The sequence below is a fragment of the Nocardia xishanensis NBRC 101358 genome (assembly GCF_001613365.1).
GTDB classification, from domain to species: Bacteria; Actinomycetota; Actinomycetes; order Mycobacteriales; family Mycobacteriaceae; genus Nocardia; species Nocardia xishanensis.
In genome coordinates this window covers 194,304-214,578 of sequence record NZ_BDCF01000009.1, presented here as the reverse complement: position 1 = coordinate 214,578, position 20,275 = coordinate 194,304, and the positions used below count along the sequence as shown (strand labels likewise).

The 20,275-nt window shown below is 65.7% G+C and carries 14 protein-coding genes; 10 read left to right on the top strand and 4 right to left on the bottom strand.

The window, feature by feature from the left end; all coding sequences use genetic code 11:
- Positions 1-21: 21 nt before the first annotated feature.
- Positions 22-1,338 (bottom strand): FHA domain-containing protein, encoded by a 1,317-nt coding sequence (locus NX1_RS10355; RefSeq protein ID WP_068057046.1) that lies wholly within the window; start codon positions 1,336-1,338, stop codon positions 22-24.
- Between the two features lie 142 nt (positions 1,339-1,480).
- Here NX1_RS10355 and NX1_RS10350 point away from each other — a divergent pair, with 142 nt between their 5' ends.
- From NX1_RS10350 to NX1_RS10320, 7 genes are all read left to right on the top strand, one after another.
- The gene (locus tag NX1_RS10350; RefSeq protein ID WP_068057044.1) at positions 1,481-2,686 is read left to right on the top strand and encodes a DUF7373 family lipoprotein; all 1,206 of its coding nucleotides are present in this window, start codon (positions 1,481-1,483) and stop codon (positions 2,684-2,686) included.
- Positions 2,687-2,879: 193 nt separating this feature from the next.
- A complete protein-coding gene (locus tag NX1_RS10345) occupies positions 2,880-4,064 on the top strand; it encodes a DUF7373 family lipoprotein (protein ID WP_245668425.1) in 1,185 nt (394 codons plus the stop codon).
- A 10-nt stretch (positions 4,065-4,074) separates the two neighbouring features.
- A complete protein-coding gene (locus NX1_RS10340) occupies positions 4,075-5,289 on the top strand; it encodes a DUF7373 family lipoprotein (RefSeq protein ID WP_068057042.1) in 1,215 nt (404 codons plus the stop codon).
- Positions 5,282-6,520, top strand: coding sequence for a DUF7373 family lipoprotein (locus tag NX1_RS10335; RefSeq protein WP_157119655.1), 1,239 nt, complete (start codon positions 5,282-5,284; stop codon positions 6,518-6,520). The genes NX1_RS10340 and NX1_RS10335 overlap by 8 nt, the downstream gene beginning before the upstream one ends.
- 120 nt (positions 6,521-6,640) lie before the next feature.
- Entirely contained in the window at positions 6,641-8,221 is a 1,581-nt protein-coding gene (locus tag NX1_RS10330) for a serine/threonine-protein kinase (RefSeq protein WP_068057038.1), read from the top strand.
- A 388-nt stretch (positions 8,222-8,609) separates the two neighbouring features.
- Positions 8,610-8,942, top strand: coding sequence for a WXG100 family type VII secretion target (locus NX1_RS10325; protein ID WP_068057036.1), 333 nt, complete (start codon positions 8,610-8,612; stop codon positions 8,940-8,942).
- Positions 8,943-8,977: 35 nt separating this feature from the next.
- Positions 8,978-9,274 (top strand): WXG100 family type VII secretion target, encoded by a 297-nt coding sequence (locus NX1_RS10320; protein ID WP_068057034.1) that lies wholly within the window; start codon positions 8,978-8,980, stop codon positions 9,272-9,274.
- A gap of 84 nt (positions 9,275-9,358) precedes the next feature.
- On the opposite strand, the gene NX1_RS10315 is transcribed toward NX1_RS10320, so the two are convergent.
- Together NX1_RS10315 and eccCa are read right to left on the bottom strand one after the other, a co-directional pair.
- The gene (locus NX1_RS10315; RefSeq protein ID WP_068057032.1) at positions 9,359-10,819 is read right to left on the bottom strand and encodes a type VII secretion-associated protein; all 1,461 of its coding nucleotides are present in this window, start codon (positions 10,817-10,819) and stop codon (positions 9,359-9,361) included.
- Entirely contained in the window at positions 10,798-14,841 is a 4,044-nt protein-coding gene (eccCa, locus tag NX1_RS10310; protein WP_084501307.1) for a type VII secretion protein EccCa, read from the bottom strand. The genes NX1_RS10315 and eccCa overlap by 22 nt, the downstream gene beginning before the upstream one ends.
- A gap of 170 nt (positions 14,842-15,011) precedes the next feature.
- On the opposite strand from eccCa, the gene eccD reads away from it, so the two are divergent.
- The 3 genes from eccD to NX1_RS10295 all read left to right on the top strand — a co-directional run bounded on the left by eccD (position 15,012) and on the right by NX1_RS10295 (position 18,728).
- Positions 15,012-16,478, top strand: a complete 1,467-nt coding sequence (eccD, locus tag NX1_RS10305) for a type VII secretion integral membrane protein EccD (RefSeq protein ID WP_068057028.1) — start codon at positions 15,012-15,014, stop codon at positions 16,476-16,478.
- Positions 16,475-17,884, top strand: coding sequence for a type VII secretion-associated serine protease mycosin (mycP, locus tag NX1_RS10300; protein WP_245668424.1), 1,410 nt, complete (start codon positions 16,475-16,477; stop codon positions 17,882-17,884). The genes eccD and mycP overlap by 4 nt, the downstream gene beginning before the upstream one ends.
- Positions 17,885-17,981: 97 nt before the next feature.
- Positions 17,982-18,728: a potassium channel family protein gene (locus NX1_RS10295; RefSeq protein WP_068057027.1), complete on the top strand. Its 747-nt coding sequence runs from the start codon at positions 17,982-17,984 to the stop codon at positions 18,726-18,728.
- A 12-nt stretch (positions 18,729-18,740) separates the two neighbouring features.
- Here NX1_RS10295 and eccB read toward each other — a convergent pair whose 3' ends face one another.
- Entirely contained in the window at positions 18,741-20,231 is a 1,491-nt protein-coding gene (eccB, locus tag NX1_RS10290) for a type VII secretion protein EccB (protein WP_068057025.1), read from the bottom strand.
- Positions 20,232-20,275: the final 44 nt, after the last annotated feature.

Here is a 20,275-nt window from a genome sequence, read left to right as displayed (position 1 = left end):
CGGTCGGGGCGCGGCGGCCCGTCAGCCTCCGAACGGCGGCGGCGCGGCGGGCTCGAAGCGCAGCACCCGGTTTCCGAGCATCACCTCGGTGCCGGGTACCAGGATCATCGGCTGGTTGGGATTGAGGCGGATCCAGTCGCGGAACCCGGGCGGCCGCGTGCGGGTGCCGTTGGTCGAGCCGCGGTCCACCACGGCCACATCCCAGTTGATGAGCCGAATCTCCGCGTGCGCGCGCGACATTCCGCCGGAGTTGTCCTCGACCTTCAGCGGAATCAACCCGCGCTGCGCCGCCTCGGAATGCTCGGGATCGCGGCCGAGCACCGCGTCGGCGGCCAGCATGTAGGTCATGCCGTCGTCGAGGATCAGCATGCCGAGCGGCGGGCGTACCACCTCGATCAGCGCCTGGGTCTGATCGACCGGCATGCCGCAGACGGTGCAGAACGCCGCGCGTGGATCGCTGGGATGGGCTCGCGCGCACTTGAATCCCATCACCTTCACGGTGAGCGCGGTCGCCTTGGCGGTGGCCTCCAGGCGGCGCTGCAGATCCGGATCGGGTTGCGGCGCCGGGTTGGTGCCGCCGATCTGGGTGTCGGCCTCGTGCGGGTCGGGCTGGTCGGCCACCGAGTCCAGCATCGAGGTCGACGCCTGCGTCGCCGCGGGTTGCGGTTCGGGGCGCGGCCGCTGACGCGGTTCCGGATCGATACGGGCCGTCGGCAGCGGCGCGACAGGCGTGCGATGGTGCTGCGGCGCACGCTGTTCGGCGGTGTCCGGCCGGGCGGCCTGCGCCGAACGTGAACGAGCGCCGTCCGACCACACGATCGCGCCTCCGGCCTGCGCGATACCTTCGACCAGCCAGCCGATTCCGCGCCGCTCGGGAATTTCCGGAACCCGGCCCTTGTCGTCGTCGATGAACAGCGCGACGCCGAGCGCGGGAACGGACGCGACCCGGTCGACGGTGAACGCCGCGTCGCTGCCCCGATACCGCTCGACCCTGCCGTCTCCGGCGAGCACCGCGGTCACCGCACCGTGCAAGAAGATCGCCACCCCGCCGTTCTCCGCCGTGGAGAGAATGCCGAAATCTATCGGCACACCGGGACTGATCTGCTCCGCGTGTTTCATGAGCCAGCGCGTCGCCTCGCGGGCGACCAGCGCGCCGGGACCGTTCGGCTGTTGCTCGACGGCCGCTCTGACCAGTTCCGCCAGCGATTCCAGCGCGATGACGGCGGGCGCGTCCTCGGTCGGCTTGTCCCGGCCCCGATGCGCGACCACCAGCACCGCGCCCGCGACCCGGGCGACGGCGTGATTCCCCGCGACGACCTCGACCTGCCGATCCTTCACCGGAATCGGCCTCCACCGGTGGTCTGGTTCAAGGTCGTCGCCATGTCCCCCAGCGTATTGCAATCGGTGTCCGATCGGTCGCTCTGCCCGGCGTTCGTCGGGTAACTTCAAGGGCAGGTACGGGAGGAACGAGGGGCCTGTCATGGTTCGGACTTCGCGCATCGCGATCTTGGCGGCGTGTGTGGTGGCGGCCGGTGCGTTGACCGGGTGCAGTGGCGTGGCGGGCACCGCGCTACCTGGCGAACTCGACGTCCGCAAACTGGAAGTGGGCACCTATCCGGTGAACAAGCATGCCTACGACCAGGATTCGGGCGGCGACGGCGCGCTGCTGGAAGGCATGCGCATGTCCGAGGCCGTGGTACCCACCGTGCGCATCGATCCGTCGCTGAACTTCGGGCGCGGCAGCACCGTGCTCACCGACACCGAAGCCGCACTCGACTTCGTCGCCAACGTCTCCAAACCGGTCCTGGACAACCGCAAAATGGTGACCGGTTTCGCCGCGAGCGGTTCCGACAAGGCCGATCCCGCCGGGCAGACCCGCCCCGCCGCCGACGCCACCGCGGTCACCAACGTCGTGTTCCGCTTCCCCGACGAGGCCACCGCCAAGCTCGCCGCCCGCGAACTGGAGGACGCCGACATCGGCGTCTCCGACCAGAACCGCAGGCTCGGGTCCACCAAGTACCCCGACGCCTATCTACATTGGCGCCCAGGCGTTCCCAACGTCGGCGCCTTCCTCGCCCACCGCGAGTTCGTCATCTCGCTGTTCGTGCAGCGTCCCCGCGCCGACAGCACCGACCTGGTGAACTGGGTGGACAAGACGTTCGCCGCCCAGGTGCCCGCGCTGGACAAATTCCAGCCGACCCCGGTCGCCAAACTCGACACCTTGAAGGTCGACCCGGACGGCCTGCTGGCCCGCGTCGCCGTCGCCGACCGCGGCGGACACTCCCCCGACCCGGTCACCTTCGCCATCTACAGCGGCAACCACGGCATCCACTCCGCCGACGACGAAGCCGCCACCCAGCGCCTCATCGAAGAGACGGGCGTCGACAAGATCGCCATCGTGGACGCCAGCTCGGTGACCCGCACCCGCGACAGCGACGCCGCCCAGAAACTCGTCACCGGCCTCATCGACACCGTCGGCGACCAGTTCGATCCCATCGACGCCCCCAGAGACGTCCCGGGCGCGAAGTGCCTGCAGCTCAACAGCAAAGGCGACCCGGAGCGCGAGTACAAGTACCGCTGCTACGTGCCCTACAAGCGCTACGTCGGCGTGGTGACCAGCGACAAGGAGCCCGACGTCCGCCAGAAGGTGGCGGCGCAATACGCGTTGCTGGCCAATAGCTTGTGAGCCACGACCTCGAACCGGCCTTCCCGACCGCAACTCCCACCAGGCTTCAGACCGATCCGGCCGCCTCATAGACCGCGGCTGCTGTGTCGGCCCAACGCTGACGTAGGGCGGGCTGCACAGTAATATCCTGCGAGGTTCGTGAAATGAGGGGGGTATACCTGTGCAGCCCATACCAATTCGTGCTGCCATCACAGTGGCCATCACGGCAGCCTTGGCGTTCACCGCGAGCGCATGCGGCGCTGAAGTGAGCGGACGAGCGGTCCGAGTAGAAGCTGATACATCCGGACTCGACGTCGGCAACTATCGGACAGAGCCGCGCGAAATAGGCAACGCGAAGAGCAGTGAGCAGGCTCGCGCGCGTGAAGCCCAGCGGCTCGCCGACTACGTTGCTCTCCCCTACGAAGCGGACCAATCGTATGTCGAGGACTCCTGGCATCTCCGACCGCACATAGTGCTCAACCGCAAGACCCTCGGCAACCTGGTCATCAATGACACGTTCGACGAGGTCGCGAAGGATCTTGTCACAGGATGGGTCAATGCCTGGTCCACCGGCGGGGCTTCAGAAGACAAGCGGCGAACGATGAACCTGGCGGTGCTGATGTTTCCCGACGCCCAGACCGCGCAGGGGGTCGGCCCGGCGCTGGAGCGTGATGACTTCACCTACAACCGCGACAATCAGCCGGTTTCGATCACCAAGCACCCCAACACTTCCGCCCACTGGCGGCCGACAGTCTCCTCTATTGGTTCCTGGACAGTCCACGACCGCTATGTAATCTTCATCAAAGTCGTGGACGACACCTCATTACCCGACCTCCCTGCTTTGACTTCGCAGGTCGAGCGCATGCTCGACGTTCAGATACCGCTGCTCCAGAAGTTTGCGCCGACGCCGGCGGATCAGCTTGCGCGAATCCCCTTGGATCCGTATGGCATCCTCGGACGCACACTGCCGAGCGATCCGGAATCGCCAAGTCGGCCCGAACCCGATGGCTTCTACACCGGCCGCGGCTCACTTCCATTGTTGGCGAATCCAGACCAGACCACGCTGGGGGAACTGGAGAAGGCGGGTATTGAGCTGATTTCTTTCGGCGATGCGGTCATCTTTCGCAGCAAGTCCAGCAAAGGTGCGGAATCATTGTGGAAATCATGGCGACCATCGACACATTTAGAATCTGATGAAAAGCTTTTGGACGCGCCCGCCGGACTCGGGTCGAATGCCGAATGCGAGGGAAAGTATTACAATTCCCTCGGCATCGAAAGAATGGCCTACAGCTCATGCGTATTCCAGGTCGATAGATATATCATTCTGACCAGGGCGGAACAAGTGCAGGATCTGCACCAGAAGACATCAGCACAGTACGTGCTACTCACCCGAAAATGAGGATTCTCACGTGAAAACCAGATTCGGGCTGATCGCCACATTAGCAGTCGCGTTGATCGTCGGTACAAGTTGCGCGAGCTCCATCGAGGGACATCCACAACCTGGACTCACGCCGGTCGACCTGGATTCACTCACCACCGGAGGCCACGAGAAGGAACCCACCGCGTTCGAGCTCCGCACACTCGACAGCACGAGGAACGTACAATTCATCGAAGCTCGGCGGATATTGAATGTCCTTGTACACCCATTCGATGTGGACAGCGATCTTACTCATCTCGGTTACGTCCGGTTGATGGCCGATTCTTTCAGCATGACAGTCGATGGCGCATTCCCAAAAGAGTATGGCCCAGTCGCAGATAAACTCGGCCTGATTGCGGGTGCTTACTCGAGCCGAACAAACGGCAGCTTGCGCAGTTCCAAGAAGTTGATCATCTCCGTGCTGCGGTTCCCCACCGATACCGCAGCAAAGAATGCGGCCGACGAATTCGACCGAATCACGAGGGAACAGCGCGAACGCCATACCATTCCGATCGACGGATACCCCGATGCACACGCAACCTCGGCGGATGGGCTCACAGCGATATCATTCCAGCCGCACGGTCCCTATGTGGTGATAACGAACGCAGGGTTGCCGGAACCCGGCGAAGCCAGACTGGCCGACATCTTGAAGAAGGCGATCGGCATGCAGATCACCCAGCTCGACAAGCAACAACCGATACCGCTCGATGATCTCCTGGACCTGCCGATTGATCCTGGTGGCATCATGCGACGCGCCGCTCCGAAGGCCAAAGACTACAGCGACCCTTTCATGAGTCTCTTCGAGGAAGATTTCGGAGTCTTCGAACCCTCAGGGTTTCTCCACTTCCTACGAAACCCCATCGAGGTCCGCCAGCAGTTCGAACGAAGCGGTGTCGATCTCGTCGGAAACCGCGCAGGGACGGTGTATAGGTCACGTGACCTCGCTGCCGCAATTCAACTACAGACCGCATTGACGCGACCGGGGAAAGACGACCAAATAATGGATCCCCCTCCTGGCCTGATCGATGCACGGTGCTTGAAACTCGACCTGCCAGACCCGAATCGAAGCTACACGAGTTTATGTGCCGTTGTGTACAACCGCTACGTCGCGGTTGTAATTTCATCAACCCCCCAACTATCGAGGGTCGATCGACCGCTCCAAGAGCGCGCAGCCGCACAATACTCGATTCTAGTGAAGAGTGAGTGACCGAGCCATGCGACCACACCTTCGTGCGTTTGCCGCACTGATCGCTCTGACGCTCACGACGAGCGCTTGCGGAGGTAATGACGGAAACAATTCTGCCGCGGAACCAGACAAGATCGATGTAGCAAAGCTGGACTCCGGGAACTATCCCGTTACACCATCAGATGTCGAGAAAACGAGAACTTCCGATACGGGCGCGATTTTGGAAGCGATCAGAATCGGTAGCGCCATGCCACTCCTCATGGAGATCGACGGTAGATTCATCCATGAACGCAGCAGATCATTCGGCCAAGCGATCATCACTCCAAACGATCCACCGGATGTGTACGCCGCGACCAGAATAGGCCTCGATGAATTCAATTCAGTGGCGCCAGGCGTGGTTGCCGGTTGGCACACCCGCGGTCAACGACGGGAAGAATACGGACTCGGCAGTTCAGCCGGACTGTACGTGATCCGATTCGCCACCCCGGAGCAGGCCAACTCAGCTTTCCAAGCTCTCGCCGATCGGACCAGCGGCGAATCTTTCGGCATCCCGGGCTACCCACAGGCTCGCACCAAAGTTGTCGAGAGGTTCGAATACCACCCCGCCGCGATGAACTCCTGGATCGCTCTTGGGGACATTGTCGTTCATCTGCGCATCGAGGATCCGATCAGCAGCCCATTCGAGCCGGCCCGGGCGGCCGATCTGGTCAAGCGGGCCTTCGATAAGCAGATCGAGATGCTGAAGAGCTACTCGCCAACACCGGTCGACAAGATCGGTTCGCTTCCCATCGATGTGGACGGCTTGCTCAGTCGAACGATGCCACCAACCAAAGAGGAGCTCCCCGCCAAGGGCTCAGACCCGACCGGGGTCTACCCCAAACGCGCCGCGCTTCATCCCGAGTCCCATCCAGATCTGGCCAGGGCGGCCTACGACGACGCCGGTCTCGACTACCTCACGGTCAGCGGAAGGACCTTCGTCTACCGCACTCGAGATCACGACAGCACAACACGGCTGATTGCCGCACTCCGTCCGCTCGTAGCAGTGGATGAGAATTACGTGAAGGTGGACAGTCCTCCCAACATGCCGATTGCCCAGTGCTTCGGCGCCAAACCTGGGAGTTCATCCGCATGGGAACATCCGCCTGTGTGTTGGTTTGCGGTAGATCGCCACGTGGCACAGGTATATGGGCGAAACGTTCAGGACTTACACCAACGCACAGCAGCACAGTACAAGCTCTTGGTCAGCGCCTGACCCGAGGCAAGGCAGACGATGTCTGCCCGAGTGGCGGTCGGCCGCACGAGATCCCACCGCTTGCTAGATTCTTCCAAGGCTCGAAGTTCCGGGCTCTCAACATCCGTCGAGGAGGACCGAATGGCGTTGCGCCCCGGCACAATCGTGGGCGGCTATCGCGTGCTACAACTTCTTGGCAGCGGTGGCATGGGGACGGTGTATCTTGCCCAGAACCCGATACTGCCGCGACGCGACGCTCTGAAGGTCCTCAGTGCCGACCTCTCGACGGATCCAGAGTTCCGAGCACGGTTCGAGAGAGAAGCCAATCTTGCTGCGGGTCTGGACCATCCGAACATCGTCGCGGTCTACAACCGCGGCGAAGAGAGCGGCCAACTGTGGATCGCCATGCAGTACGTCGACGGGACGGACGCCGCCGCGGAAGTACAGAAAGGCCCCTCGGCCATGCCACCCGAGCGGGCATTACGCATCGTTTCCGAAGTCGGCAAAGGCTTGGACTACGCGCATCGGCGCGGGCTTCTACACCGCGACGTGAAGCCGGCGAACTTCCTGCTCTCCGCTGCCGACGAAGGAGAAGAAGAGCGCGTCCTGCTGACCGACTTCGGCGTCGCCAAGTCCGCGGAGGATGGCCAGGACCTCACGGCTACCGGCAATTTCATGGCGACGGTTGCCTATGCACCGCCCGAGCAACTCGTCGGTGACCGGCTCGACCATCGCGCCGATATCTACAGCCTCGCCTGCGCGTTCTACAAGCTGTTGACTGGTCAGAACCCATATCCTTCGACGATGCCCGCAGTGGTCATGATGGGCCATCTGCACGAGCCGCCACCGAAGGTGAGCGCGGCCCGTCCAGGACTACCCGCCGCGCTCGATGCGGTCATCGAGAAGGCCATGGCAAAGGACCCCGCCGATCGATACAACACATGTCGCGCGTTCACCCATGATGCCGAGGCCGCGCTCTACGGCACGCCTTCTCCTCAAGCGCCGGTGTCTACACACCTGCTAGATCGCGGCGCATCGTTCGCTGGGCGCGCGAACAATCCTCGGATTCCGTTGGCCCCGAATCCAACCGAACCCAATTTTCCGATCGCACACGCTCCGGGGAGCACCGATCCGAGCCTCAAAACAACCGTCCGCAGCGACCGCACCCGTCGCCGCTCACGCGTTCGCAAGATCCTCGTTCCGACGATCCTGACCCTGGTGATCGCGACAGCAGTCGCAGCAGGGACGTTCTACTTCACCCGACAGTCCGCCTCCCCCAACGCCGGAGGAGTAGACCTGCTGGCGGAAACCCGCACCAAATATCCTCAGTTCAGCGGAAATACGATCACTGCCCTGAATCTCGGAGACTCCACTCTGACCGTGGCATTGACTCCCAGTGATCAGGCGGACTTCTTGCAGGACATCGGCTTCCAATACAATACAGAGTACAAGAAGGTCGGCGACGAGAAGTCTCCGCGCCAGCTGTCTATCAGCAGCTTTCTCACCATCCACTCCGACGTCGTGTTGGTCTTGAGGACCGACCGCGAGGCCGGTAATGGGGGTTTTCGCGGCATACCGGCCGGCATCATGAACAGCTCTGCCAAGATCGTGGTTATTGATGATCTTGCCGCCGTTCAAGCCTTTCAGGTATGGACAAACCAATCACCTAATGTGTTGGTCGACAAGGTTGTTCCCGCAATCGCGAAAGTCGTCACGAAGTAGGCCCGTACCGCCACGTCCATCACGCCAATGTCTCCGACCGCCGTTTCAGCTGTCACGATCGTGCTAGCGCATCGGGATGCCATTCGGTATCGTGATCCAAGCTAGCCCGCTCGCCGGTTCCGACGTACCGAGCAGGGGGGAAGGAGGGGATCCAGGGGGCTGGCGGTGATCGATGCGTCGATACCTCGATCGAGACGTCCGGGGCATTCAGCTATCCGTGGTTCAGGCAGCTCCTAGCCCGCCCAGAGGTGGCGGACTTCACAGATACTTGGACTTGGGATTGTTGGACTGGTTGGAACCGATTGAGCCCCGGGCGCGTCCAACTATCTGAAGGGTCGACAGCGGCTCGGCCCCTATCGACCATAACTCGAAACGAAGGGATTCCCCGATGTCAGGGACCGCACAAAGCACAGACGTTGATGCCGAGGCGCTCAAGGCTTTCGCTCAACAGTGCGAAGACCGGCACGCTCGACTGGTAGCCGAGATCAATCGCGTCAAAGCGCATGAGGACGCGACAACCGCGACTTGGAACGGTGACGCCCGTCGCGCTTTCGACTCCTTCATGGAGCGCTACTACTACCAGGCGGACAAGGTCAACGACAAGCTCCTCCAGACCGTCGAGAACATGGTGAAAGCCAGTAACAAGTTCACCGACAGCGACCAGGTCTTCCAACAGAGTGTTCAGCAGCACGCATCCAGCCTGGATCTGCCTCCGCTCTGATTCCCTAACATTCACGCCAAATTCTAGGAGCCCACATGTCAAGCCAGAACATTTCCGCCAATTTCGGTGCAGTCGAAGCTGGTGCAATGGACATCAAGCGACAGGCCGACGGAATCAATAACATGCTCGAAGAATTCCATAATGCGGTTGTCGGCTTCGTCAACAACAGCTGGAAGGCAGGTGCTGCCACCGAGGCCTTCCAGGAAATGCAGAAGAGCTGGGGCCAGCATGCCTCGCAGCTGCAGACTACTCTGCAAGGTGCCGCGGATCTGGTCAGCAAGGGCAACGCCGAGCTGCAAGGCACCGACTCCGCGCTCGCGAACCTCTTCTGAGTTCGGACTGGATCGACTCGAGCGATTCGGGCCCCCAGCGTTTCGCTGGGGGCCCGAATCAGCTTGTGCCGAACGGTTCCCCGCTCAAGGAACCACATGCACCGACGACGTGAAGTTCTCACACGTCGGCTCGAATCCGTTCCACGTGTTGCCCACGTACTGGCAGCCGATGCTGACCTGGATTCCATGTTCCACGAGCACGTGCCACTGGACCGTGGAACCTTCCGGCCGTTCCAAATAGGCAAGTCCAGAGCGGCCGCCGAAGACCACGTCGCGGCGGAGGTCGCTCATCGACGGCTTCTGTTTCATCTGGGCTTCGAGATTGGCGGCGATCTGTTCGTAGCCTGCGTCCGGGGCGACCGGGGTTTGGACGAGGGTCATTCGATAGCGGGCGCCGTCTTGGGGGGACAGGTCGACGCGGCCGCCGTTCTGGCCGGAGGGCGGCGTGAGGCGCCAGCCGTCCGGCACCTTGAAACGGATGCGGCCCACGGTTTCCTGCGGTCCCGGCGAGTCTGTCGGGGGCAGCGAGGGAATGGGTGGGACCGACAGTGTGATCGGTGCGGTGCTGGATGGCGCCGCGGCCGGGGCTTCGTCCGAGCCGCCGGATACGACGACGCCACCTACGACGACCGCTGCCACTACGGCGACAACGGCGACGCCCGCGAGGACGTACTTGGCGATCGGGCGGTCCGGGGCCTGGGCGGCGGCGCGTTCGCGCAGCGGCTGGAGCCATTCGTTGGCGGGCAACGCCGGGGCCGCTTCGGGGCGGTATTCCGGTTCCTGCTGCGTCCCGCGGACCAGTTCGGCCCCGGAGATCGGCCGCAGCTCGGCGTCGGGACCGCAAGTCTGCTGCGCGGCGGCGCCGATGAGGTCGAGCTTGGCCGGATCCGAGACGCCAACGGCCTGAACGACATCCGCCGGGCGGCCGTCGAGCAGACGGGTGATCAGGGCGGTCAACATGTCGAAGGCGCGCTGCTCGATACCGAGGTCGGCCACGGCGAGATTCGGTTCGTACTCGCAGGCTTCGACGTGCACGCCGAGGTGGCTACGCGTCACCGCGGTGGCGGTGGTGGTGATGGCGCCGAATTCCAATACGACGGTGCGGCGGCTCCGCGCGGTGCCTTCGTCGGTCGCCACCGCGCGCGCGGCCATGTCCTCGAACGCCACGTCGTGCGCGAACCGGCGGGCGGCGGCGTCCAGCACGGCGCGCCGGGGGCCGCCCCACTGGGTCGGGCAGACGAGGGTGATGCGTTCACACGGCACGGCGACGCCGAGGTTCTCCAGCGCCGTGCCGAAGACCGCGGTCAACGCCTCGGACACCGCGGGGACGCGCGGCAGCAGCGCAATCCGCTCCGCGGGCACGAATTGGACGGCGGAGCTGACCTGGGTCGGCGGGTTCAACGACTCGCCGACGACCAGATTTCCGTTGCTGCCCAACACGACCGAGGGCGGCGCGTCCCAGTGCGTGGCCGGGCCACGCGCCCAGACGCGAGTGTCCGTCAGGACCAGGTCGACGGTCGACATCACTCGGCCGCCGGCATCCATGCCAGCTGGATCAGCTCCTGAGCGTTACGGGTGATGAACGTACCGCGGCCGGGCGGCAGCGGGCTCGGCCGCACCGTGCCCATCAGCACGCCCTCGTCCTTCGGGCAGCTCATGATCAGACCGGCCGAGCCGAGATCCTTCATTCGCGCCATGGTGGCCTCGTACATTGCCCGGCTCGCACCGCCCGCGCGGCGGGCGACGATCAGGTGGAAGCCGAGATCGCGGGCGTGCGGCAGGTGCTCGACGAGGGCCGAGACCGGGTTGCCCATGGAGGTGGCCACCAGGTCGTAGTCGTCGACGATGACGAACAATTCCGGTCCGCTCCACCACGACCTTTCGCGCAGCTGCTGCGGCGTGACATCCGGGCCTGGCGTGCGCTGGGCGACGTAGGCGGCCAGGTCGTTCATGTTCTGCGTGAATTGCGGTGCGGTGGAGCCGTATCCGGCGAGGTAGCCGTCGGGCACGAGGCCGAGCATGGTGCGCCGGTAGTCGCCGAGGATGAAGCGGGCCTCGTTCGGCGAGTTGGCGGCGGCGATGCCCTCGATGATCGAGCGCAGCAGCGTCGTCTTGCCCGACTCGGTGTCACCGATGATGACGAAGTGCGGGCTCTCGTTGAAGTCGATGTAGACCGGTGCGAGCTCGGATTCGTTGATGCCGAGCGGGATTCGCACGTTCTTGACGCCCGCGTTGAGCTGCGATGGCCAATTCCCGGCCAGTTGCAGCAGCTGCTCCCGTGGCAGTACCTCGGGCAGCATGCGCGCGGCGGGCGCGTGCCTGCCCGGGGTCAGGCGCGCGATGGTCGCGACGGCGTCGGCGACGGCCTGGCCGAGCGTGGTCGGGTCGGCGCTCCCGTCGATGCGCGGCAGACCGGTCAGCATGTGCAGGCAGTCCGGCGTCATACCGCGGCCGGGGCGGCCCATCGGGACCAGCGCCGCGAACTTGCGGCCGAGGTCGGAGTCCATCGGGTCACCGAGCCGCAGCTCGATGCGGGTGCCGATCTGATCCTTGAGTGCGGGACGGGCCTCGGCCCAGCGGGCCAGCGCGATGACGACGTGCACGCCATACGAAAGACCCTGCACCGCGAGGTTCATGATCGGCTGCTCGAGCGGGTCGAAGTCCTGGCGAATCGAGCCGAAGCCGTCGATCACCAGGAAGACGTCGCCGAACGGGTCCTCGTGCGCGCCGGCCGCGGCCGGACTGCTGGAGGGATCCATCGAACGCAGGCGACGGAACTCCGCCATCGACTCGATGCCGAGCTGGCGGAAGCGCGCCTCGCGCTGGCGGACGATGGTGGTCATCTCGGCGATGGTGCGCCGGACCTTGTCCTCGTCCAGACGGCTGGCCACCGAGCCGACGTGCGGCAGGCCCTCGAGGCTGGCCAACGTACCGCCACCGAAATCGAGGCAGTAGAACTGCACCTGCTCGGCGGTGTGCGTCATCGACATCGCCATGATCATGGTGCGCAGCGCGGTCGACTTGCCGGACTGCGGACCGCCGACCACCGCGACATTGCCTCGGGAACCGGAGAGGTCGACGACCAAGGGATCGCGACGCTGGTCGTACGGGCGGTCGACGATGCCGATCGGCGCGCGCAGCGTCGCGACGGCCGAGTACTCGCCGGTGAGGATCGAGCGCGGGATGAGCTGATCCAGGGTCGGCGCCTCCTCGAGCGGCGGCAGCCAGATCTCGTGCGCCGGACGGCCGTGGCCGCGGATGCGCGAGACAAGCATGTTGAGGTTCGAGATCTGCTCGCCCTCTTCGGTGCGGTGCTCCTCCGGCTCGTGGTTGGCCTGCGAGGGCAGCGGAACCCGGTCGATGGCGCGGAAGTCCACGTGATGGGCGGTAAAAGGCCTTGCCTTCACGTCGATCTCGCCGCCGGCGACGCCCGCCTGGGTGACCTCGCGCTGCGAGCCGCCGCCGACGTACGCGCCAGAGACGTAGGAGGCCTGGAACCGCTGGATCTCGCCGGAGTCGGACTTGAGGTAGCCGCCACCGGGGCTGTTGGGCAGGTTGTAAGCGTCGGGGACGCCGAGCACCTGACGGGATTCGTTGGCGGAGAACGTCTTCAGACCGATCCGGTAGGACAGGTGGCTCTCGAGCCCCTTGAGTTTGCCCTCCTCCAGCCGCTGCGAGGCGAGCAGCAGGTGCACGTGCAGCGAGCGGCCGAGGCGGCCGATCATCACGAACAGTTCGGCGAAATCCGGGTGCTGGGTGAGCAGTTCGGAGAACTCGTCGAGCACCACGAACAGCGCGGGCAGCGGATCGAGATCGGCGCCCGCCGCGCGGGCTTTCTCGTATTCGGAGACGTTGGCGAAGTTGCCCGCTTGGCGCAGCACTTCCTGGCGGCGGTTCATCTCACCGGCCAGCGCGTCCTTCATACGGTCGACGAGGTCGGCCTCTTCCTCGAGGTTGGTGATGACGGCCGCGACGTGCGGCACGCCTTCCAGACCGAGGAACGTCGCACCACCCTTGAAGTCGACGAGCACCAGGTTGAGCTGATCGGGCGAATGGGTGGCGAGCAGGCTCAGTACCAGGGTGCGCAGGAACTCGGACTTACCGGAACCGGTGGCGCCGATGCACAGACCGTGCGGGCCCATGCCGTTCTCGGCGGCTTCCTTGATATCGAGCTCGATGGGCAGACCGGCGGCGTCGACACCGAACGCGACGCGCAGCCGCTCCCTGCCGTAGCGCGGACGCCAGGCGCTCTCCGGGTTGAACGAGCCGATGTCGCCGAGGCTCATCAGCTGCGCCCACGTCGAGATGACCTCGGCGTCCTCGGTTTCCACGTCGCTGCTGCGCTGGGTGGCTGCGCGGTACGGCGCGAGCCTGCGCGCGGCCTGCTGCGCTTGGTGCGCGCTGACCCGGTCGATGAGCGCGAACCGCTCCTGGTTGCCGGTGGCGCCGCGGCCGACGCACTCGCCGTTCTCGACGATCATCTTGATGCCGCGCGAAACCGCCAGCCGCGGCGCGTATCCGCACAGATCGATGATGGTGACGCCCTCGTACCCGGATTCGCGCAGATGGTCGTCCTCCGCCTCGAGCAGACCGCCGTCGACCACGATGATGACCTGCACGAGACCGGCGTTCGCGGGCTGGTTACGCGAATAGCGGACGCGATTGGCCAGCAGCGGATGCAGACTGGCGGTGGCCTCCCGGATCGAGCCGTAGAACATGCGCTGGGTGCCGATGCCGTCCTGGGCGTCGGGATGCTGGGTGTGCGGCAGCCACTTGGTCCACTCCCACTCGCGCGCGGTGTCAGGGCCGCAGACGACCGCGACGAGCACCTGGTCGGGACCCTGGAACATGCACAGCTGCAACAACATCGCGCGCACCATGTCGCGCGCCTCGGCCCGGTCGCCGTCCAGCGCGATGGTCGCGAAACCCTTCACCGCGATCGCGGTCGGCAGGTCGGGCACCGTCGAGTGGGCGCGCACGAAACGGCGCAGCGACACCGCGGCGATCGGTTCCAATTCCTCGACCGGGCCGGTCTCCGGCGCGACGAGCCGGGTGGCGAGGCGCTGCCCGCCGATGCCGATGCGGGCGTGGCAGAAGTCCTTGTCCCCCGCGCGGCGCTCCCACATGCGGCTCGTACCCGCGAGCATCCAGATCAGCCCGGGTTCGGGGTGGCTCCATTCCACCGATGCGCGTTGCTGTTTGGCGGTCTCGTCGACGTCCTTGCGCACCTGGTCCAGGTACCGCAGGTAGTCCTTGCGATCCTCGTTCGCCTCGGCGGCCTTCTGGCCCTTGCCGCCGCCTTGGCCCGCGAACATGCCGACCATGGAGAACAGCATCATGACCGGGAACATCATGCTCATCGGGTTCGACGCGATACCGCCGCCCTGCGTGAACATCAGCGCCATCATGCCGACCATGCCGATGACCATCACGACGGGCATCAGCTTCATCAGCAGATTGCCCGGTGTGACCCTTGGGATTTCGGGCGGCGGCTGGAGGGTGACCTCGCCACCCGGCGTACGCGGCATCTCCCGACGAGCACGGCGCTGGAACCGGACGGTGCTCAAGAATTCCCCCCTTTTCACATGCTGCGACTTCGGGCTCAGTGTAGAGGCCACCGCCGACATGTCGTACAGTTCGACCTGCATTCTGCTGCCCCGACGTCAGGGTCGCAAGCTCGCCCCCCAGCGCGACGGGTCAGCGGAAAATCGAGGTAGAACACCAGGTTGGGGGAAGTTTGACGCACGCGCGACTTGACCATATCGACGAAGACTCCTCGCGCGGTATCGTCCGTGCGCCGGATCTGGCGCGGGTGACGATCCTGGCGAAGCACACCCAGGTGGACATGGCGATTCCGGTTGACGTGCCGGTCGCGCTGGTCATCCCGAGCGTCGTCGACATGGTCGCTCAGCACAGCCGTACCAACGACTTCGACAACGACGGCGAGCGCTTCGAGCCCGCCGAGTGGGTGCTGGCCAGAATCGGCCACCCGCCGTTCTCCAACTCGCTCAGCCTCGGTGAGCACGGCGTGCGCGACGGCGAACTCCTGATGCTGGAGAGCGCTTCGCACACCGCGCCGACACCGCTGTTCGACGACATCATGTACAACGTCGCGATCGCGGACACCGACCACTACCGCAGCTGGACCCCGAAGGTCGCGCGGATCACCGGCTCCGTGCTGGCCGCGCTGACGATGATCGTCGGCTGCCTCGGCCTGTTGCTCGCGCCGGAGGAGCTACCGGAGTGGGTCAGCGGTTCGATCGCACTGGCGGTGGCCATTCTGCTCGTCGTCGCGGGCATGGTGCTGAGCCGGATGTACGGCGACACGCGGACCGCGCTCGTTCTCGGCGGCTGCGCGCTTCCCGCCGCCTTCACGGCCGGAATGCTCTATGTACCAGATCATTACGGCTGGGCGCACATTCTGCTCGGAGCGGTGCTCGTGGGGGCGACCGCTATCCTGGCGTGGCGCGTCACCGGCGTCGGTCTCGCGCTGTTCATCGGCGCGGCCACGCTCGCGGTGTACGCGGTGCCCGCAGCGCTGGTCGGGCTGCTCACCGATCAGCCGCTGAAGGCCATCGGCGCGGTGGCCGCGGCGCTCGGACTCGCGGGTCTTTCGCTGTCGCCACGGGTTTCGATGCTGTTGGCGAAACTGCCGTTGCCGCCGGTGCCTTCGCCCGGCACCCCGATCGACCCCACCGAGGACGATCCAGACGACCACCGCGCGCTGCCCACCATGGAGGTGCTGCGGGTGAAGTCGGAACGGGCCAGGATGTACCTCGCCGGCCTGGTCTCCGCGACCACGCTGGTCACCGTCGCGGGCGCGCTGGCCGCCACCGATCCCGAGTCGGGCGACCCGTACTGGCAGGGCATCGCGCTGGCGCTGGTCTGCGCCGCGGTGCTGATGTTCCGCAGCCGTACCTACGCGGGCGCCGAGCAGGCTGTCGTGCTGATCGCGGGCGGCGCGTCGATCGTGCTGATCATGTTGATCGGCGCGAGTTTCGAAATGGACATGCCGCTGGCCATCTTCGGCGCGGCGATGCTGATCCTGGTGGCCGCGCTGATCCTGGGCATCATCATCCCGAACCAGACGGCGACGCCGCCGATGCGCCGCGGCGTCGAGCTGCTCGAGTACGCGTTCGTCGCGGCGGTGCTGCCGCTGGTGTTCTGGGTGGCCTCGCTCTACTCCCTCGTCCGCGGGCTGTGAACGCGCACTGGCGCGTCGCCGCGGTCGCGGTGACGCTCGGCCTTTCCGCATCCTTCGGCGTCGGCTCCGGATACGGTGTGGCGCATGCCGATCGGCCACCAGCGGTGAATCCCGGGCTGCGGCCTGCAGGCGAGCCCGCCGCGCCGCCGGAGAAGACCGAACGCCCGCCGAACTCGAACTGCGCCGACATCGTGACCGGTGGCGACGGACCGACCATTCCCGCGGCACAGCGTGCGCTCGATCTCGAGCACGCCTGGAAGTTCTCCAAGGGCGAGGGCCAGGTGGTCGCGGTCATCGACACCGGCGTGGCGCGGCACCCCCGGCTGCCCGGCATGGAGGCGGGCGGCGATTTCGTGGCCGCGGGCGGGGACGGCACCGAAGACTGCGACGGCCACGGCACATTCGTCGCCGGGCTGATCGCGGCCTCGCAGGTCGACGGCCAAGGCTTCGCCGGTGTGGCGCCGGAGGCGCGCATCATCAGCATCCGCCAGACCAGCAAGATGTATCAGCGCGAAGGCGCTTCCAGGAACAAGGCTCCCGACGCCATGCCCGACGGCTACGGCACCCTCGCGACCATGGCGTCGGCGATCGTGCGCGCGGTGGACAAGGGCGCGACCGTCATCAACATCTCCGAGGTGTGGTGCGGCTCGTCGAACGAGGTCGACGGATCGATCGGCGCCGCGCTGCAGTACGCGCTCGACAGCAATGTCGTGGTGGTCGCCGCCGCGGGCAACAACGACAGCGAGCCGTGCAAGCCGGTGAACAAGGTGATCGACCCGCTCGATCCCACGTCGGATCCGTGGAGCAACGTGCAGGTCAACGTCAGCCCGGCGCGCTGGGACGACTATGTGCTCGCGGTCGGCTCGATCGACCAGAACGGCTCGCCGTCCAAGTTCACCGTGCCGGGCCCATGGCTGAGCGTGGCCGCGACCGGCGAGAACATGATCTCGCTGAACCCGCGCGGCGACGGCACCGCCATCGGCGCGGTCGATCAGCGCGGACAGCAGAACCCGATCAGCGGTACCAGCTTCGCCACTCCGCTGGTCTCCGGTGTCGTCGCGCTGGTGCGGGCTCGCTTCCCGGAAATGAGCGCGCGCGAGGTCATCCGGCGCATCCAAGCCACCGCGCACGCGCCCGCCGAAGGCTGGAACCAGTACATCGGCTATGGCGCGGTCGACCCGATCGCGGCGTTGACCAACGCGGTGCCGGACAAGCTGCCGCCGAAGCGGCCGACACCGCCGAGGAGCGAACAGCTCGCGGTGCCCGCGCCGCCACCGCCGCCGGACAACACCGCGCGCAATGTCGCGCTGATCGGCACCGGTGTCATCGCGACCGCGTTGATCCTCGGCTATCTCGCGTCGTTCCCGATCCGCCGCCGCTTCGGCGTCACCTCGGACGATATGTAACCGCCCGCCCGCGGGGGCGGATCGGTCTCGCGTAGTGTCTGCGAAAGTTCGCGCCCGAGGGCGCGGCGGACCTTCCACCAGGCACGTAGGCAGTTCCATGACCGACTCTCGACAACCGACCCGCAGGCAGGCGTGGGAACGCGCCACCAACGTCCCGATGATGGCGTTGGCGGTGACGTTCCTCGGCGTCTACGCGTGGCACGTGCTCGACACCGGCGCCTCGCCGCGGCTCGACTCCTGGCTGACCGGTGTCGACGTCCTGATCTGGGCGCTGTTCGCGGTCGACTTCGGGGTGCGGCTGTGGCTGTCGACGGACCGGCTCCGGTTCGTGCGGCGTCATCCGCTGGAGTTGCTGATCGTGGCGCTGCCGCCGTTCCGCCCGCTGCGGCTGTTGCGGGCGGCGCTGCTGCTGTTGGACACGTTGAATCGCAACACCGTCACGCGCGCCCGGCTCGCGGTGTTCGTCGGCGCCAGCTCGACACTGATCCTGCTGCTGTGCAGCCTGGCGTTCTTCGATGCCGAGTACGGTGCGGCCGACAGCAAGGTCACCGATTTCGGTGACGCGCTGTGGTGGTCGGCGGTCTCGGTGACCACCGTCGGCTACGGCGACATCTACCCGGTGACCACCGAGGGCCGCTTGATCTCCTTGATCCTGATGACCTTCGGTATCGGCCTGATCAGCTTCGCGATCGGCACCACGACGAGCTGGGTGATCGACCAGCTGAAGTCCGTCGAGGCCAGCACCGAGCGCACCGATCGGGAGATCGCCGTGCTGCTGGACGAAGTCCGCGCGCTCCGCGGCGAAGTCGCCACCCTGCGCGAAGCCGACGCCGACCGGCGCTGACCCGGCGGACCACTACTTCTGCTGATTGCCGACAGGCTTGGCAGCCGGTGACGGGTCTGGCGCGACACCGTCGTGCGCCACCATCGCTTCCTCACGCCCGAGGGTGGGCCCGTTGGCGAGCAGACCGATGATCGGCCAAGGCGCGGGCTCGGGTTTCACCCCGGCTTCGGCGTCCATGCCGAGTGCCTTCTGCGCGTCGGCGTTCTTGATGCCGTAGCGGACACCGGTGTCGGCGACGTAGAAGAGGGAATCCTTGCGCCTGCTGTCGGGTTCGATGCCGGTGGTCTGGACGAACACGCCGGTGCCTGGCGGCACGTACACCGAGTCCGCGTTCGGCCCCGATCCGTCCGCTTGGGCCAGCGGCACCGCCTTCGCCTTGTCCGGCATCGGTAGCGCGACGCCCGCGATCACCGAGAGATCGGCGCGCTTGCCGCCGTCCTTGTTGTCGGCGGCGGCCGGGTTCGGCTTCCACGAAAGGCAGCTGATCGGACGGTCCTTGACCTCGACGATGCTCGGCCGCGACCGCGGATAGGTGTCCACCGCAAGCGATCTGGCGGGCGGTGCGCTCACCTTGTCGGTCTGGGCGATGACGGTGTTGCTCGACGACGGGCGGTGGGTGTTGCCGATGATGTCGGCGGTCAGCTTGGACACCTGCTGCAGACCGTCCTGGAGCACCACGTAATCCACGTCCGGCTCGCTGGACACCTGCACCACGTCGCCAACGCGATGCCCGCCGATCGGGTAGCTCACGCTCGCGCCGGGATCGTTGATCTTCGGCGGAATGATCTGCGGCACTTCGGGAATCGCGTTGATCAGTCCCTCGCTGACCGGACGAGGGGTGGCGCCGGTGATGCCGAGCGCGTCGGTCACCCTGCGGTCGGTCATGTCGACGCGGGCGCGGGTCTCGTTGTAGACCAGGTACGCCTGCTCCTTCACCTTCACCAGCAGCGCCTGGTCCGCGGGCAGCGCCGAGGCCTTCTCACCGAGCTCCAGATCGCCCGCGAGGACAGTGGTGGTGAGGTCCTTGGAACCGTCGACCTTCATCACGTCGCAGACGGTCCATGCCCGGCCCTTGCCGTCCTTGTCGTAGCGCAAAGCCGCTGGCGCGCCTGGGATTCCGATCAGCTGGCCGCGCGGCTTCTTGCCGAGTTCGGACTCCTTGACGATCACCGCCTTGCCCGACTCACCGGAGGCGAGGCGGGCCGAGGCCAGGTTCAGCGCCGGGTGCACCACACCGTCGATCACCACGTAGACGCCGCCGGATTCCTTGCCGATCAGCAGCACATTGTTGTTGATCTTGTCCTGCGGGCGGAGCAGCGCGAGGATGCCGCAACCCGCGAGCACGACGCAGGCCAGCACGAGACCCGCCGCGTAGGCGCGGGACTGCGAGCGCATCGGATCGTGCAGCATGCGGACGTCCCGGCGCACCAGTGCGTGCTCCATCCGCCGAACCAGGAAGCGATAACCACTCACCTGCCAGCGAGTGGTGGGTTTTGAAGGCATGGTTCCTCCCCCGAACAGTGCTCACGTTCGCGGAACACAGTACA